Here is a 15,359-nt window from a genome sequence, read left to right on the forward strand (position 1 = left end):
CGGCGGCTCAGTCCTCGCCGAACTCGGGCGTCTTCTCCCCGGCGGGGACGACTACCTCGAGCCAGTTCTCCTCGGGCGGCAGCGGACAGGCGAACGTCTCGCTAAACGCACAGAACGGCGAGTACGCGAGGTTGAAGTCGAGCGTGACTGTGTCGCCCGTCTCCAGTTCTCCCTCCGGTTCGAACTCCATGTACCGCCCCCCGGAGTACGTCTGCTGACCCGTCGTTTTGTCCCGGAACGGGACGAACAGCGTGTCGTCCTCGCTGTTCTCCTGTCGGTAGGCGTGGAGCTTGCAGTCCTCGCCGCGGAGTTCGAACGCGAACGTCGCGACCCGAAGGTAGCGCGTCGGCGGGCCGTTTGTGGTCTCCATCTCCACCGGCTCGGGCTCGTCGTGGACGGTCACCTCGGCCTCGACCCGGAAATCGGGATCGGGGTCGAAGTAGTCGAGGCCGTCGAAATCGTCCCGGTGCTCCGGCGGCACCGGCGACTGCGGGTGCTCGGCGAAGAACTCGTCTTTCTCCTCGCGGTTCTGCCGGAGCTGTGTCTCCCAGCCGTCTGGCGTCGAGTCGCTCATACGCACGGTTAGGCCCGCGCGGGGATGAGTCCGGCGTTCGTCGACCTCCGGGTGGCGGCTCGTCAGCGAGAGGAGTCCTCGAGACAGTCGAACGTGGCTACCCGCCGACGCCGACCCGGTCGAGCTCCGCCGCGATCTGTCGGCGTTTCAGCAGCGCAAAGCCCGCGAGGATCAGCACGAACCCCGCGACCGTCTCGACGGTGACCACTTCGCCGAGCACTATCCAGCCCGACAGCGCCGCGAACACCGGCGCCACGTAGGAGACGAGGTTGATCTCGATCGGTCCCAGCCGGTCCAGCAGGTCGAAGTAGATCAGGAAGCCGACCGCGCTGGCGAGGATCGAGAGGTAGCCCATGCTCAGCACGGCCCGGAGGTTCAGTTCGACGGCCGCGAACGACTCCCCCAGCCCCGCGCTCACGACGTGCATCAGGAGCGCGCCGAGCAGCATCGACCACCCCTCCATCGCCTCGATCGGGAGGTCGGTGTCGAGTCGGCGGGTGAGCACGCTGCCCAGCGCGAACGACGCCGCCGCGGCGACGATCAGCAGCTTCGCCCCCATCCCGCCGGAAAGCAGGTTCGCCGGGTCGGGGTTCGCGATCACGACCGCGCCGGCGAGCCCGAACACCAGCCCGACGAACCCGGCGGGTTCGAGCCGTTCCTGCGGGACGAGCAGCCGGGCGAACCCGGTCGTCAGGATCGGGCTCAGGCCGACCAGCACCGACGCCGACGCGCTGGTGACGGCGTCGTCGGCCTCGCCCACGAACAGCAGCGCGTGGTAGGCCGCGATCACCAGCACCGCGCCGACGGCGACGCTGGCCCACTGGTCCCGGCCTCGCGGGATGGGGTCGTCGAGCACCCACCACGCGTAGCCGAGCATCAGCACGCCCGCGATGTCGTACCGTATCGCCGCGAACAGCACCGGCGGAAACACCGCCAGTCCCGCCTTGATCGCCATGAACGCCGACCCCCAGATCGCAGCGAGCGTCAGAAAGAGCGCGAGGTTCCGGTAGCGAGACACGACCGGAGCGTGGGCCAGCGACGGCTTAGGGGTACTGTTTCGGTGGCGGTTCGGGGACTCCTCCCGAACGTCACTCCGCGCCCGCGACGCCCGCCGCGTCACGTTCCCGCCGGAGGCCGCGCAGCAGGTCCTGTCGGGTGATGATGCCGACCAGTTCGTCGCCGTCGAGCACCGGCAGTCGGTTGATGTCGCGCTCGGGGTTGGCGAGCAGATCCAGCAGCGCGTCGAGGCTCGCGTCGGCGTCGACGGTCACGGGGTCTTCGGTCATCACGGAACTGATCGGGTCGTCTGCGTGGGCGGCGATGTCAACGTCGTCGCCCGGGAGGTCGAACGCGTACGTCAGCGTGTCGACGATCGGCGGGATGCCGATCGGGATCCAGAGCACGCGGTCCTCGACCTCGAACAGGTCGACGAGGTCGCCCTCGGTGACGACGCCGACGAGGCGCCCCTCGTCGACGACCGGGAAGCCGCTGAAGTTCACGTCCGCGAGGCGGGCGAGCACCTCGCCCACCTCGTCGTCGGGTGCGACAGTCTCCACGTCGGCGGTCATCACGTCGGCTGCGTTCATAGCCCAAGCGTGGGGCGGGGGCTACGTGAACGTTGCTGCCCGCAGTCTGAATACGAGAAGAGGGAATCGGCGGCTCAGTCGTGGAGGTGACAGGCCACGACCTCGCCGTCGGCGTTCGGCTCGTCGTCGGGCGGCGTCGTCTCACACACCGTCTCGAAGCGCTCCCGGAGCGTCTCCGCAGCCGTCTCGAACTCGCCGTCGGCGACGGCCTCCAGCGCCTCGTCGACGACCGCCGCGTTCTCGCCGGCGATCCCGGAAATCTCCCGCTCGCGGTACGCCGCGGGCTCGACCTCGCGTATCTCCTCGGGGTCGAGGTTCCGGGCTTCGACGTCCTCGCGGAGATCCATCACGTCGCGGAACGCCGACTGCTCGATGTCGACGTCGTCGGGCGGGATCACCTTCGGGCAGCGCGTCCGGAACCGACAGCCCGAGGGCGGGTTCCGCGGCGACGGCACGTCGCCGGAGAGCGTCGCCACGCGGCGACCCTGCTCTTCGACCTCCGCGCGCGGGACGCTCTCCAGCAGCGCCTCGGTGTAGGGGTGGTCGGGGTTCTCGAAGATCTCGTCGGTCGGCCCGAGCTCCGCGATCTTGCCGAGATACATCACCGCGACGCGGTCGCAGATATGCCGGACGACGCTCAGGTCGTGGGCGATGAACAGGTACGTCAGCCCGAAGTCGTCCTGCAGGTCGTCGAGCAGGTTCAGCACCTGCGCCTGCACCGAGACGTCGAGCGCGCTCACGGGCTCGTCGAGCACGATGAACTCCGGATCGAGCGCGAGCGCGCGGGCGATGCCCACGCGCTGGCGCTGCCCGCCCGAGAACTCGTGTGGGTAGCGGTCCACCTGATCCGCCGAGAGTCCCACGCGTTCGAGCAGCGCGCCGGCTCTGGCGTTGCGGATCTCCCGGTCCGACCCCGTGACGCTCACCTCGACGCGGAGGCCGCCGTCAGTCTCCTCAACGGTCGCGTCGAGCAGCTCCTCGTGGGCGTCGACGGTCGCTTCGGGACCCTCGCTACCCATTCGGACCGTCACGGGGACGCGGGCGACGCCGTCGTCGCCCGCCTCGACCACGCGGTCGAGGTCGTCCGCGACGGTCACGTCGACCATCCGGTCGATCCCGTCCGCGATCGTGAGTTCGGCGTCGGTCGCGACCGTCGGGTCCGACTCGGGCAGCCCGTGGATCCGCATCCCCTCGGCGACGATGGCGCCGACGGTCATCCGCGGATCGAGGCTGGAGAACGGGTCCTGGAACACGATCTGGGCCCGGCGGCGGAACGCCGACAGCGACTCGTCGTCGAGGTCGAACACCTCCTCGCCGTCGAACGCGACCGTGCCGCCGGTCGCCTCGCGCAGGCGGAGCAGCGTCTCGCCGGTCGTGGACTTCCCGCAGCCGGACTCCCCGACCAGCCCGAGCGTCTCGCCCTCGTACACGTCGAAGCTGACGCCGTCGACGGCTTTCACGCTGGTCGCCTCGCGGCGGAGCAACCGGTCGAGCAGCCCCCCGCCGTCCTCGTAGTACTTCCGGAGGTTCCGGACCTCCAAGAGCGCGTCCTCAGTCATTGGAGACCACCTCCTGTTTGGCTTCGGGACCGAGCGCTTCGGACTCGTCGTACTCCCGGTCGGCGAGTATACAGCGCACGTGGTGTGCGGCGTCGTCGACCGTCGACTCCGCCTCGTGCTCGTCGATGCGGTGGAGACAGGACTCCATCGCCTTCGGACACCGATCGGCGAAGTAGCACTCCTCGCCCATCTCCGAGTCCAGCAGGCTGGGGACGTTCCCCTCGATCGGCGAGAGCCGCGGCGCCGGATCCTCGACGTCCGGGATCGACCCGAGCAGCCCCTCGGTGTAGGGGTGCACGGGGTTCTGGAACACGTCCTCGAGCGCGCCGCGTTCGACCACCTCGCCGGCGTACATCACGCCGACGCGCTGGCACATCCGCGCGATCACGCCGAGGTTGTGGGTGATCAGGACGACGCTCATGTCCTCCTCCTCCTGCAGATCGCGGAGGAGGTTCAGGATCTGCGCCTGGATCGTCACGTCGAGCGCGGTCGTCGGCTCGTCGGCGATCAGTACGTCGGGCTCGCCGGCCAGCGCCTGTGCGACCATCGCGCGCTGGAGCATCCCCCCCGAGAACTCGTGGGGGTACTCCTGGGCGCGCTGTTCGGGGTCGGGGATGCCGACCTGTTCGAGCAGTTCGACCGCCCGCTCGTGGCTCTCCTCGCTGACGTAGCTCTGGGAGGGCAACAGCGAGTCGACGACCATCCGGCCCAGCCCGTAGCCCTGGGTCCGCGAGCGGGTGCGCCGCGGGTTCGCGCGGGCGCGGCGCTGGACCTCGACCGCCTCGGCGATCTGCTCACCGACGGTGATCGAGGGGTTGAGGCTGCTCATCGGGTCCTGGAAGATCGTCGCGAAGGCGGGGCCGCGCAGCCACCGCCGGGTCGCCTCCGGCAGTTGGCGCACGTCGACGTAGTCGCCGTCGACGGCGTCGGGGTGGGACTCCCGGTGCTCGTCGGCGAGGTCGGCGTCACGGTACCACACCTCGCCCTCGACGATCCGCCCCGGCGACTCCACCAGGTCGATCAGCGAGAGCGCGGTGACGGACTTCCCGGAGCCGGACTCGCCGACGATGCCGAAGACCTCGCCGTCGCGCACGTCGAAGTCGACGTGTTCGACCGCGTTGACCTGCCCCTCCTCCGTGAAGAAGCGGGTCGTGAGGTCCCGGACCTTGAGTATCTCGTCGGCCATCTTACATCCCCCCCTCGCCCTCGATTCCCGGGTCGAGGGCGTCCCGGAGCCAGTCGCCGACGAGGTTGATGCCGATCACCGTCAGGACGATGGCGATCCCCGGCACGGTGGCGATCCACCACGACGAGGAGAGATACCCCCGCCCCTGCGCGATGTCGAAGCCCCACGAGAGCGTCGTTCCGGAGAAGCCCAGGAACGACAGGGAGGACTCGAGCAGGATGATGGCCGCGACCTGAATCGTCGCGAGCACCAGGATCGGGGTGATGGCGTTGGGCAGGACGTGGCGGACGACCGTCCGCGTGTCGGAGGCGCCCAGGGCCTTGGCGGCCTTGACGTACTCCTCCTCGCGGATGGACATCGCCTCGCCGCGGGCGATGCGGGCGAACCAGACCCAGTTCACGAAGCCGACGACCAGGATGACGACCGACGGCAGCACGAACGTCTCCGGCATCGGCGTCGGTAAGCCGACGGCGTCGCGGAACGCACCCGCTACCCCCGTCGTGACGAACGGATCGGTCACTCCGACGGCCACGTCGGCCTGGAACCGACTGAACAGCCCGATGAGCGCGATGGCCAGCACCAGCGACGGGAACGCCAGCGACACGTCGGCCACGCGCATCAACACGTCGTCGGTGCGCCCGCGGTAGTAGCCCGCGACCAATCCGACGGTCACCCCCAGTACCGCGGCCAAGACAGTGCCGAACAGCCCGACCAGCATCGAGGTCCGGGCGCCGTAGATGGCCCGCGAGAGCATCCCCTGACCGAGGGAGTTGGTCCCGAGCGGGTAGGTGGCCGTAGCGTTGACCTGCACGGTCTCGTTGACCACCTGGAGCGAGCCGTTGACCATCTCGGTGGAGGTCTGTTCGGTGGTCTTCGTGAACCCCAGCGGCGGGAGCTGTGACCGGTCGAGGTTCTGCGCCCGGGGGTTGTGCGGTGCGATGAACGGGGCGAAGACGGCCATGAGCACCATGATGGTGATGAGCACCACGCCGATGCGGGCCAGCCCCGAGGACCGGAACTCCTTGCGGAGGTTCCGGACCGTTCGTGGGGAGATAGAGATGGGTCCGATCTTCATTCTGCCATCACCCGTGGGTCGAGGTAGGCGTATATCGCGTCGACGGCGATGTTGACCAGGACGAAGCCCGCACCGATGACGATGAGGCTGCCCTGGAGGATGGGCCAGTCACGCGCGTTGATGGCCCGGATGATCTCGCTGCCCAGCCCCGGCCACGCGAAGACGGCCTCCGTGATGACCGCCCCGCCGATGAGCGTCCCGAGTTGGAGCCCGAGGACGGTCACGACCGGGACCAGCGTGTTGCGGAGCACGTGTTTGTACTTGACCAGCGACTCCGGCAGCCCCTTCGAGCGGGTCGCCCGGACGTACTGCTTCGAGAGCTCGTCGAGCATCCCCGAGCGGACCAGCCGCGTGATGAGCGCCGTGAAGTAGGTGCCCAGCGTTATCGCCGGGAGGAACAGCGACGCCAGCCACTCGACGGTCACCTCGAAGAACGGCGCTGGCCCCGTGAAGGCCGCCAGCACCTGCACGAAGCCGTGGGCGCGCCCGCTTGTCGGGAACACGTTCAGCTGGACCGAGAACAGCAGCACGAGCATGATGCCGAGCCAGAAGTTCGGCGTCGAGATGCCCAGCAGCGAGAACGTCGTCGCGGCGTAGTCGGCCGGCTGGTGGCGCCTGGTCGCCGAGATGACACCCAGCGGGATGGAGAGCACGATGGCGACGACGCTCGCGGCCACCGCCAGCTCAAGCGTCGCCGGGAGCTTGGCGAACACCTGCTGGGAGGCGGAGATGTTGGAGATGTACGAGTAGCCCATGTTCCCCTGCAGGAGCTCCCAGAGGTAGTCGAGGTACTGCAAGTACAGCGGCCGGTTCAGCCCGAGCTCCTCGGCGATGCGCTGACGCGTCTCCTGGCTCGCGTCCAGCGGCGCGACCGTGTCGATCGGCGAGCCCGGCGTGATGAACCGCAGCAGGAACACCACGGTCACGACGCCCCAGACGACGCCGACACCCTGCACTCCGCGTTTCAAGAGGAAACGACCGTAGCCCATGCTGCCTTACGAGGACTCGCTCGGCAGACTCTGGGCTTCGTCGAGCAGTGCGTCGAACTCGTCGTTCTTGTAGGAGGTCAGCGACCCGTCGCTCGCGAGCAGCGGCTGGAGCGTCTGGATGGCGTCGAACGTCGCGTTCCCCCAGCCGAGCAGGTACCACGGCGGCTTGTCCTCGATGTTGCCCGTGGTGACCTGACTGACCAGCGTCGAGAACTCGACCTGGCGGGCGGTCGCGGAGACGTTCGAGAGCTCGTCGACCTGGGCGGCGACGGCCTGGGCGACCTCCACGTCCTTGAGGTAGCGGCCGATCGGCGTCACCAGCTCGATCTCGGCGCCGGCGTAGCCGGATGCCTCGACCAGTTCCTCGGCGCGGGCCTGGTCCTGCGGGTAGATGTCCAGATCCTCGTTGTAGCCGAAGAAGTTCGGCAGCGTCGGCTGACTGGAGGCGTCACCGAACGTCTGCAGGACGTTCTGGATGATGGACTCGATGTCGATGGCGTAGTTCATCGCGCGGCGGAACTCCGGCGAGTCGAACGGCTCCACGTCGTAGCGCATCGCGTTGAAGATGACGCGCGTGGAGGGGACCGCCGAGACGGTCGTCCCGTCGTTGTCGTTGACGCGGCCGACCTCCTGGGGCGGGATGTTGACGATGATGTCCGCCTCGCCGCTGATGAGGCGGTTGACCCTCGTCGAGGACTCGCTGGCGGAGGTGATGGTGAACGTCGAGATGGCCGCTTCCTCCTGCCAGTAGTCGTTGTTCCGGGTGAACTCGACTTCGACCCCCTGCTCGTAGTTGGCGAGCTTGAAGGGGCCGGTCCCCTCCATGTTCTGGTTGATGTACGCCGAGTCGTGGTTCTGGACCCACGACTTGTTCATCACGTCGCAGTAGGTCGCGAACGACTGGAACACGATGGGGTTGAGCCCCGAGAGGTTGACGTTGACCGTCCGGTCGCCGCTGGAGGCGACCTCCGCCCCCTCGACGCCGACGAGCTGGTCGGACTGCGGCGAGGTGAACCCGACCGAGTCGTCGACGATCCGGTTGATCGAGTAGGCGACGTCCTCGGGAGTCAGCGAGTCGCCCGAGTGGAACGAGACGTTGTCCCTGATGGTGAACTGCACGGTCGTCTCGTCCAAGCGCTGGTAGTCGGTCGCCAGCATGTCGATGATGGCACCCTCCCGGTCGCGCTCGAGCAGCCCCTCGTAGGCCTGGAGGACGATGTTGTCCGTCGGCGTCTCGCGGTGGTCCTGCGGGTCCAGCCCCGAGTCCATCTGGGACTGGGTCATCACCACGTCGTCCCCGCTGTCGGTCGCCGGCTCGATGGCGTAGGCGTCGACGCGCTCGTCCGAGCGGGGCTGCCACTCGATGTCGTTGGACTGCCCGTAGACGGAGTACTGCTGGTGGAGGAACACCCACGGTGCCTGGTCGTGTGCGTGCCGGTTCGCGCGCTGGAGGTAGCCGTCGCGGGTCTCCGGCTCCGGCCGCTCAGTCGGCGTCCCCTCAGGCTCGGTCGGCTCGTCGGTCGGCGTGTCGGTGTCGCCGCCGCCGGGCTGTTCGGTGTCTGTCCCCCCGCCGTCGGTGCAGCCGGCCACGGCCGTCGCCGTCGCCGCGCCAGCGAAGCCGAGGAACTTCCGTCGACTCACGTCCGGACTGTCTTTGTCAGCCATAGACACTCGGATGTGGCGGATTGACTTATACCCTGTGCCGGGGACGCACACCCCACACCGCCCGCCGGCGACGGAATACGTCAGGGGTTCGGTGTGAAAACCCGGCTGTAGAAGCGGCTGTTCGACCTAAGTATCGGGAAAACGGCGTGGGTTGCCGGTAGGACGGGAGCCGCGTCGTCGGCTACTCCTGCTGTGCGTCGACGGCCGCGACGCCCGCGAGGTTGACGATGTCCTTCACCTCGTCGCCGCGCTGCATCACGTGGACGGGCTTGTCCATCCCCACGAGCATCGGACCGATCGCCTCGGCGCCGCCGAGGCGCTGGAGCAGCTTGTACGCGATGTTGCCGGCTTCGAGGTTCGGGAACACCAGCACGTTCGCGGGCTGGTCCAACTCGGAGAACTCGTAGGTGTCGGTCAGGATTTCCTCGACGACCGCGGTGTCGGCCTGCATCTCGCCGTCGACCGGGAAGTCCACGTCGGGGTCCTCACGCAGGCTGGCGGCCGCGGCGCGGGGCTTGCGGGTGCCCTCGTTCTCCACGGAGCCGAAGTTGGAGTAGGACAGCAGCGCCGCGCGCGGTTCGACGTTGAACCGCCGGGCGAGTTCGGCGGTGTGTCTGGTGATCTCCTCCAGCACCTCCTCGTCGGGGTCCTGGTTCACCGTCGCGTCCGCGATGAACACGACCCGGTTTTTGAACGTCAGCATGTAGACGCCGGCGGCGTAGTCGGCGTCGTCGGCGGTGCCGATCACTTCCAGTGGCGGCCGGAGCGCCGACGGGTAGTGGTGGGTCAGCCCCGTCAGCAGCGCGTCGGCGTCGCCGGCCTCGACCATCGCGCTCCCGAGGTAGTTGGTGTCGCGCTGGACCAGTTCGCTCGCCTCGCTGCGGGTGATCCCCTTGCGCTGGCGGAGCTCGTGCAGCCGGTCGGCGTACCCCTCGGTCTCGTCGACGCGCGGGTCGACGATCTCCGGGGTGAAGTCCAGCCCGAGGTCGGCGGCGATCCCCTCGATCTCGTCGCTGTTGCCGAGCAGGACCGGGTCGCCGATCCCCTGCTCCTGGATCTGGGCGGCGGCCCGGACCATCTTCTCGTCGGTCCCCTCCGCCAGCGCGATGCGCTGGTCGGTGCTCTTGGCCTTGTTGAGCACGACCCGCATCATCTCGCGGGACTTGCCCAGCCGGGCCTCGAGCTTCTCGGAGTAGGCGTCGATGTCGATCTCGGTGCGGGCGACGCCCTCGTCCATCGCCGCCTCGGCGACGGCGGGCGCGACCTCGAACAGCACGCGCGGGTCGACCGGCTTGGGGATGACGTACTCGGGACCGTACTGGAGCGGCTGGTCGCCGTAGGCCTTGACGACCGCGTCGGGCACGTCCTTGCGGGCGAGTTCGGCCAGCGCCTCGGCGGCGGCCATCTTCATGTTCTCGGTGATGCTCGTCGCGCGCACGTCGAGCGCGCCGCGGAACAGGAACGGGAAGCCGAGCACGTTGTTCACCTGATTGGGGTAGTCCGAGCGCCCCGTCGCCATGATCACGGTGTCGTCGCGGGCCTCGCGAGCCGCCTCGTAGCCGATCTCTGGCTCGGGGTTGGCCATCGCGAACACGATCGGGTCCTCGGCCATCGACGCCACCATCTCCTGTGATACGATGCCGCCGACGGAGAGGCCGACGAACATGTCCGCGCCCTCCATCGCGTCCGCGAGGTCGCCCTCGGGCAGGTCGCGGGCGAACTCCTTCTTGTACTCGTTCACGTCGTCGTTCTCGGCTCGCTGCTCGGTGATGATCCCCGAGGAGTCACACATCGTGATGTTGTCGGGGTCGGCGCCGAGCTCGACGTAGAACTTCGCGGTCGCGATCGCCGACGCGCCGGCGCCAGAGAACGTGATCTCCATCTCGGAGATGTCCTTGTCGAGGATGTCGACGGCGTTGAGCAGCCCCGCGCCGCTGATGATCGCGGTCCCGTGCTGATCGTCGTGGAACACGGGGATGTCCATCGACTCCCGGAGGCGCTGTTCGATTTCGAAACACTCCGGCCCCGCGATGTCCTCGAGGTTGATCCCGCCGAAGGTAGGCTCCATCGCCTCGACCGACCGGCAGAACGCGTCCACGTCCGTCTCGTCGAGTTCGATGTCGAACACGTCGATGTCGGCGAAGCGCTTGAACAGCACGCCCTTCCCCTCCATCACGGGCTTGGAGGCCTGTGCGCCGATGTCGCCGAGTCCGAGGACGGCCGTGCCGTTCGAGACGACGCCGACCATGTTCCCCTTGGCGGTGTACTCGAACGCACGCTCCTCGTCCTCGTCGATGTCGAGACACGGCGCCGCGACGCCGGGGGAGTACGCGAGCGAGAGGTCCCGCTGCGTGTTCGTCGGCTTCGTCGTCGAAATCTCGATCTTGCCGGGCGGATCGGTTCGGTGATACTCCCGTGCGTCGTCCTCGAGTCCCATACGCCCGACTGAGCCGGAGCGCTGAAAAAGCTATCCACCGCGTCGTAATCCGATTCGACGATCGTCGATCACCCGTCTCGTCAACCACGACCGTACCGGAACGACCGCGTTCGGGACCGACGGAGGGGTCAAGGCGCGTACGGCGCGTGGCGCTCGAGCGTCAGGTCGAAGCCCACCGCCTCGGCGTCGAACGTTGGCCAGTTCGGCGTCGCCGTCAGACACTCGAAGCCGTCGTCGGACGCCACGAGGTAGGTGTCCTCGCTCCGCGCGCCGACGACGACGGGGTTGAACGCGTACCCCATCGGCGCCCGCACGTCGTGGGTCGCGTGGGGCGCGGCGAGCCACTCGCGCCGTGCGAACCCCGCAGCGCCGCCCTGCTCGCCGTCCTCCCACGCGGCCGGGAAGCCGAGTTTGTCGTACGCCTCGCGGATCGCCGCGAACACGTCCCCGGCCGTACCGTCGGACGCCACGGCCTCGCGGGTCGCCGCCAGCGCGGTCGCCTCGATCCGGGCCGCCGCACGGAACTGCTCCTCGAAGCGCGCCGGCGGGTCGAACGCGACGGTTCGCGTGAGCGAGGCGTGCAGTCCTCGCCGTTCAGACGTGACGGTCACGACCGCGTAGTCGCCGAGTTCGTCGGCACCCGCCGGCGGGGAGTGGTACGCCTCGGCGCGCTCGCTGCCCGCGACGCGGACCACCGGTGCGGACATCTCGCCCGAGGAGAGTGCGATCCGCAGCGCCGACGCGGCCTCGTACTCCGCGTCCTCGGGATCGAGCTCCCGGCAGACGCGCTCGACCGCGGCGGCGGTCTCCTCCGCCAGCGAGCGGTAGCGGTCCACGTCATCGGCGGCGAGCGGCTGTCTGAGTGAACTGGCGTCGACACGGTCCATCCCCGGGGCGTCGAAGTCGGCCGCACCCGCCCCGGGCGACTCTACGGCGACGGCCTCGCCGAGCGACTCGTGCCACGGAACCGTCTCGACGGCGAACTCGTCGGGCAGTTCCTCGCTGACGATGCGTTCTGCCTCCCCCGCGGGCGCGACGGCGCGGAACGCGGGCGCGTCGTCGGGGACGTAGCCCGCGGCGGCGACGCCGACGCCGTTCTCGCGGGTCGGCGTGTTCCGGCCGCCGGTGAGCCACGCGAACGCGTTCGGTCGCGCGAACCAGACGGCGTCGTGGCCCGTCGCCGCCAGATACGCGTCGAGGCGGTCGGCGCGGGCGTCGAGATCGACCATACCGGCGCTGGCGGCGGCGGCGACTTGAACGCGCCGACTCGGGGTCCCGCGCGCGAGCGCGCCTGCAGCGGAACGCCCAAGTGACCGCGAGCCCGAGTTCCTGCGAATGAAGCGTCCCAGCTACCGGCGGTTCGCCCTGTTCACCACGGCCCTGACCGGGACCCTGGTCGCGCTCGGCGTCTACACCGCGGCGACAGGCTCCGGGCTGGCCTGCTCCCAGCAGTGGCCGCTGTGTGACGGGGGTGTACTGCCACAGACGATCCCGAGTTTCATCGAGTGGTTCCACCGCCTCGTCGCGATGATCACCGGGTTCGTGATCGTCGGCGTCGTTGCCGCCGCGTGGCGCGGCGAGCAGGACCGCCGGACGGCGCTGTACGCCACGGCGGCGCTCGTGCTGCTCCCGTTCCAGATCTCGGTGGGGGCGATCACGGTGACGCTCAACGGCGCGATCCCGTGGGGGTACTCGGTGCCGACCCACGCCGCCCACCTGCTGTTCGCGCTGAGCATCTTCACCGCGCTGACGCTGGCGACGATCACCGCCTACCGCGGCCACTACGAGCGCTCGCTGTTCGACCGGAGCCGGCTCGCCGTCGGCGCGGCGCTGCTGTTGATCCCGACGAACTTCCTCGTCAGCCGGGTCAGCCCGCTGATCGAGTACGGGCCGCCCGCACAGGGCGCGTTCGCGCTGACCGCGCTGGCGTCGTTCGCCGCGCTGGTCGCCGCCGCCGTCTGGCTGCCCGACACGTCGCTCGCCCGCTACCGGCCGGGCGTGTTCGTCGCCGGCGCCGCGGTGTTCCTCGTGACGCTGCTCGGCCGCGATCTGGTGGTGTACACCGACGAGGCCCGCCTCGTGAACGGCCTGCTCTACCTCGTCGCGTTCGTCGCCACCGCCGTCGTCGCCTACGCGGCCCGCGAGGGCGCCGGCGAGGAGCGACACTCGCTCGCCTGAGTCGGGAGGTCGGCGCCGGTCCGACAGTCCAAACGCTCTTCTCCCCGCCCGCGCAGCTATCGGCCATGCAGCGGTCACGCCGCGCCGTGCTCGCCGCCGTCCCGGTCGCCCTCGCGGGCTGTGGCCGGTCGCTCCGGGAGAACACGGTCCCCGGCGGCCTCCACCTCCGGAACCGCCGAACCGATCCGGTGACCGTCTCGGTCCGCGCGGCGCTGCTACCCGAGCTCGAAGGGGGCGACGGCGGCGGTGTCGGAATCACGGAGTCCCCGACGGCGACGCCCGAGACACCCCGCGACGCGGATCTCGAGGAACCGGACGTGACCGGCGAGTACCGGGTTCAGGCCGAAAGCGAGCGCATGGTCCCCGATTTCTTCCCGCGAGCGGGGCGCTGGGCGTTCGAGGCCGTTGTCGAGTCCGAGAACGGGGGCGACGGCGACCGCACGCGGATCGTACTCCACGCCGCGCTGCCCGGGCCGACGGGCGCCGACACCATAGTGGTCACCGTCAGACAGCAGCGCGTGACCGCGCGAGCGACCACCGTCGACTGAGAACTAGACGAAGTCCGAAAGGCCCGCCTGTGAGTCGTCCGCCTCCTCTTCCTCCTCCGGCTCCGGTTCCGCCGCGTCGTCCTCGGGATCGGACTCGGCGTCGCCGGGTTCGGCCTCGGCGGGCTCGCCCTCTCGGTCGGGGAGTTCGCCCGCGAACGCGCCGCCGGCGTGCTCCTCCAGTTCGTCCTCCCGGAGCTCTTCGGCGTCCTCGACGATCCCCTGAACCTTGTTGGTGGACTCGCCGCTGCCAGAGACCGCCGCGAGGTCCTCCTCGTCGAACTCGAAGTACGCCGTCACGGCGACCGTGAGCTCGCGGGGCTTGCAGTGGTGGATCATCGCCGAGAGGAACGGGAGCACCTCCCGCCGGGCGGTCTCGATGCTCAGCCCGCCCGAGACGGCGATCTTCCGGCAGATCTCGTCGATCGTCGCGTCGGAGGAGGGCCACATCTGGGGGCGGCCGCCGTACTGGGTCCAGCCGCCGTAGGTGCCGTCCCGGGAGGCCGCGACGCCCGCGGCGACGTTGTCGGTGACGTAGCGCCAGTAGGAGTAGTCCTGCGTGGCCTGCACGCGGCCGAGCCAGCGGTCGGCGTTGGCGATGAACTCGTAGGCCCGAACGGTCTCCTCGGGATCGTACACCTTCATCACCTTGTCCTCGACCCACGCCGTGAGGTCGTCCGGCGTCTCGTCGGCGTCGTAGGCGACGTGCAGCGCGTCCTGTGCGCTCTCCTCCTCCTTCAGGATCGCGTCGAGGACGGTGAAGATCCCCGCCGTGGTGTCGCGGTCGCCGGTGACCACGTCCTCGACGGTGAGGTGGTCCTTCCCCTCGGCCGTCGCTTGGAGGTCCTTCACCGCGCCGCGGAGGTCGCCGCTGTTGGCGTCGGCGATCCGCTGGAGCGCGTCGGAGTCGAACTCGATCCCCTCCTTCCGGCAGATGTCACGCAGGACGGGGACGATCGAGCGCGCGGACACGTCCCGGAACTCGATGTCTTGGCAGGCGTTCCGGAGCCCGCGGCTCATCTCGTAGAACTCGTTTGCGATCAGGACGATCGGCTGGTTCGCCTCCTTCACCAGCTTCGTGATCGCTCCCGCGCCGCCGCGGTCGTAGTTGCCGTGGATGTTGTCGGCCTCGTCGACGATGATGAGTTGGCGGCCGCCCTCGTCGGTGGAGTCGCCGCCGAGGGTCTCGTTGCGCGCCGCGCGACCCGCGAACCGCTCGATCTTGTCGGCGGTCCGCTGGTCGGAGGCGTTGAGTTCGACCGTCTCCCACCCCATGTCCGACGCCAGCGCGTGGGCCGCGGATGTCTTCCCCACGCCGGGGCTGCCGTAGAGGATCACCGCCTCCCGGTGGTCGTCCCACGTCCGCCCCCACTCCTCGAAGGCGTCGCGGGCCTTGTCGTTCCCCCGGACCGCCGAGAGCGTGTCGGGCCGGTAGGACTCGGTCCAGTCAGCCATTACCGGAGGGAGGTGGCTGCGGTGGTTAGTTGTTCCGGAGGCTCACTCTTCGTCGGCGGCGGTCGCCGGCAGCGGCAGTTCGACCGCGACCGGATGAACCGTTCGGTGGT

At 69.2% G+C, this 15,359-nt stretch carries 13 protein-coding genes; 2 read left to right on the plus strand and 11 right to left on the minus strand.

Annotated elements, in window-relative coordinates; all coding sequences use genetic code 11:
• Positions 1-7 precede the first annotated feature (7 nt).
• The 10 genes from ACYQZ5_RS10390 to ACYQZ5_RS10435 all read right to left on the minus strand — a co-directional run bounded on the left by ACYQZ5_RS10390 (position 8) and on the right by ACYQZ5_RS10435 (position 12,300).
• Complete coding sequence (locus tag ACYQZ5_RS10390) at positions 8-574, minus strand: DUF1684 domain-containing protein (protein WP_379730677.1); 567 nt, start codon at positions 572-574, stop codon at positions 8-10.
• A gap of 97 nt (positions 575-671) precedes the next feature.
• The gene (locus tag ACYQZ5_RS10395) at positions 672-1,592 is read right to left on the minus strand and encodes a DMT family transporter (RefSeq protein WP_379730678.1); all 921 of its coding nucleotides are present in this window, start codon (positions 1,590-1,592) and stop codon (positions 672-674) included.
• A 70-nt stretch (positions 1,593-1,662) separates the two neighbouring features.
• On the minus strand, positions 1,663-2,160 hold the full coding sequence (locus ACYQZ5_RS10400; protein ID WP_379730679.1) for a CBS domain-containing protein: 498 nt from the start codon (positions 2,158-2,160) through the stop codon (positions 1,663-1,665).
• Positions 2,161-2,234: 74 nt separating this feature from the next.
• On the minus strand, positions 2,235-3,719 hold the full coding sequence (locus ACYQZ5_RS10405) for an ABC transporter ATP-binding protein (protein ID WP_379730680.1): 1,485 nt from the start codon (positions 3,717-3,719) through the stop codon (positions 2,235-2,237).
• Complete coding sequence (locus ACYQZ5_RS10410; RefSeq protein WP_379818353.1) at positions 3,712-4,905, minus strand: ABC transporter ATP-binding protein; 1,194 nt, start codon at positions 4,903-4,905, stop codon at positions 3,712-3,714. Before ACYQZ5_RS10410 ends, ACYQZ5_RS10405 begins: the two co-directional genes overlap by 8 nt.
• Position 4,906: 1 nt before the next feature.
• On the minus strand, positions 4,907-5,980 hold the full coding sequence (locus ACYQZ5_RS10415; protein ID WP_379730682.1) for an ABC transporter permease: 1,074 nt from the start codon (positions 5,978-5,980) through the stop codon (positions 4,907-4,909).
• Positions 5,977-6,969 (minus strand): ABC transporter permease, encoded by a 993-nt coding sequence (locus tag ACYQZ5_RS10420; protein WP_379730683.1) that lies wholly within the window; start codon positions 6,967-6,969, stop codon positions 5,977-5,979. The genes ACYQZ5_RS10415 and ACYQZ5_RS10420 overlap by 4 nt, the downstream gene beginning before the upstream one ends.
• Positions 6,970-6,975: 6 nt before the next feature.
• Positions 6,976-8,634 (minus strand): ABC transporter substrate-binding protein, encoded by a 1,659-nt coding sequence (locus tag ACYQZ5_RS10425; RefSeq protein ID WP_379730684.1) that lies wholly within the window; start codon positions 8,632-8,634, stop codon positions 6,976-6,978.
• 181 nt (positions 8,635-8,815) lie between these two features.
• Positions 8,816-11,071: an NADP-dependent malic enzyme gene (locus tag ACYQZ5_RS10430; protein WP_379730685.1), complete on the minus strand. Its 2,256-nt coding sequence runs from the start codon at positions 11,069-11,071 to the stop codon at positions 8,816-8,818.
• Between the two features lie 128 nt (positions 11,072-11,199).
• Positions 11,200-12,300, minus strand: coding sequence for a M24 family metallopeptidase (locus tag ACYQZ5_RS10435; RefSeq protein WP_459846099.1), 1,101 nt, complete (start codon positions 12,298-12,300; stop codon positions 11,200-11,202).
• 106 nt (positions 12,301-12,406) lie between these two features.
• Here ACYQZ5_RS10435 and ACYQZ5_RS10440 point away from each other — a divergent pair, with 106 nt between their 5' ends.
• Together ACYQZ5_RS10440 and ACYQZ5_RS10445 are read left to right on the plus strand one after the other, a co-directional pair.
• The gene (locus ACYQZ5_RS10440) at positions 12,407-13,249 is read left to right on the plus strand and encodes a COX15/CtaA family protein (RefSeq protein ID WP_459846102.1); all 843 of its coding nucleotides are present in this window, start codon (positions 12,407-12,409) and stop codon (positions 13,247-13,249) included.
• 65 nt (positions 13,250-13,314) lie between these two features.
• Complete coding sequence (locus tag ACYQZ5_RS10445; RefSeq protein ID WP_379818605.1) at positions 13,315-13,797, plus strand: hypothetical protein; 483 nt, start codon at positions 13,315-13,317, stop codon at positions 13,795-13,797.
• 3 nt (positions 13,798-13,800) lie between these two features.
• Here the strand turns inward: ACYQZ5_RS10445 and ACYQZ5_RS10450 are convergent, their stop codons facing one another.
• Positions 13,801-15,249, minus strand: a complete 1,449-nt coding sequence (locus tag ACYQZ5_RS10450; RefSeq protein WP_379730910.1) for a replication factor C large subunit — start codon at positions 15,247-15,249, stop codon at positions 13,801-13,803.
• Positions 15,250-15,359: the final 110 nt, after the last annotated feature.

The sequence above is a fragment of the Halolamina salina genome, from assembly GCF_054653455.1.

Bases quoted from the DNA above. Each gene is read 5' to 3' on its own strand.
- ACYQZ5_RS10435 (WP_459846099.1), bottom strand. From the start codon at position 12,300: ATGGTCGATCTCGACGCCCGCGCCGACCGCCTCGACGCGTATCTGGCG.
- ACYQZ5_RS10430 (WP_379730685.1), bottom strand. From the start codon at position 11,071: ATGGGACTCGAGGACGACGCACGGGAGTATCACCGAACCGATCCGCCC.
- ACYQZ5_RS10400 (WP_379730679.1), bottom strand. From the start codon at position 2,160: ATGAACGCAGCCGACGTGATGACCGCCGACGTGGAGACTGTCGCACCC.
- ACYQZ5_RS10410 (WP_379818353.1), bottom strand. From the start codon at position 4,905: ATGGCCGACGAGATACTCAAGGTCCGGGACCTCACGACCCGCTTCTTC.
- ACYQZ5_RS10415 (WP_379730682.1), bottom strand. From the start codon at position 5,980: ATGAAGATCGGACCCATCTCTATCTCCCCACGAACGGTCCGGAACCTC.
- ACYQZ5_RS10445 (WP_379818605.1), top strand. From the start codon at position 13,315: ATGCAGCGGTCACGCCGCGCCGTGCTCGCCGCCGTCCCGGTCGCCCTC.
- ACYQZ5_RS10440 (WP_459846102.1), top strand. From the start codon at position 12,407: ATGAAGCGTCCCAGCTACCGGCGGTTCGCCCTGTTCACCACGGCCCTG.
- ACYQZ5_RS10390 (WP_379730677.1), bottom strand. From the start codon at position 574: ATGAGCGACTCGACGCCAGACGGCTGGGAGACACAGCTCCGGCAGAAC.
- ACYQZ5_RS10420 (WP_379730683.1), bottom strand. From the start codon at position 6,969: ATGGGCTACGGTCGTTTCCTCTTGAAACGCGGAGTGCAGGGTGTCGGC.
- ACYQZ5_RS10405 (WP_379730680.1), bottom strand. From the start codon at position 3,719: ATGACTGAGGACGCGCTCTTGGAGGTCCGGAACCTCCGGAAGTACTAC.
- ACYQZ5_RS10425 (WP_379730684.1), bottom strand. From the start codon at position 8,634: ATGGCTGACAAAGACAGTCCGGACGTGAGTCGACGGAAGTTCCTCGGC.
- ACYQZ5_RS10450 (WP_379730910.1), bottom strand. From the start codon at position 15,249: ATGGCTGACTGGACCGAGTCCTACCGGCCCGACACGCTCTCGGCGGTC.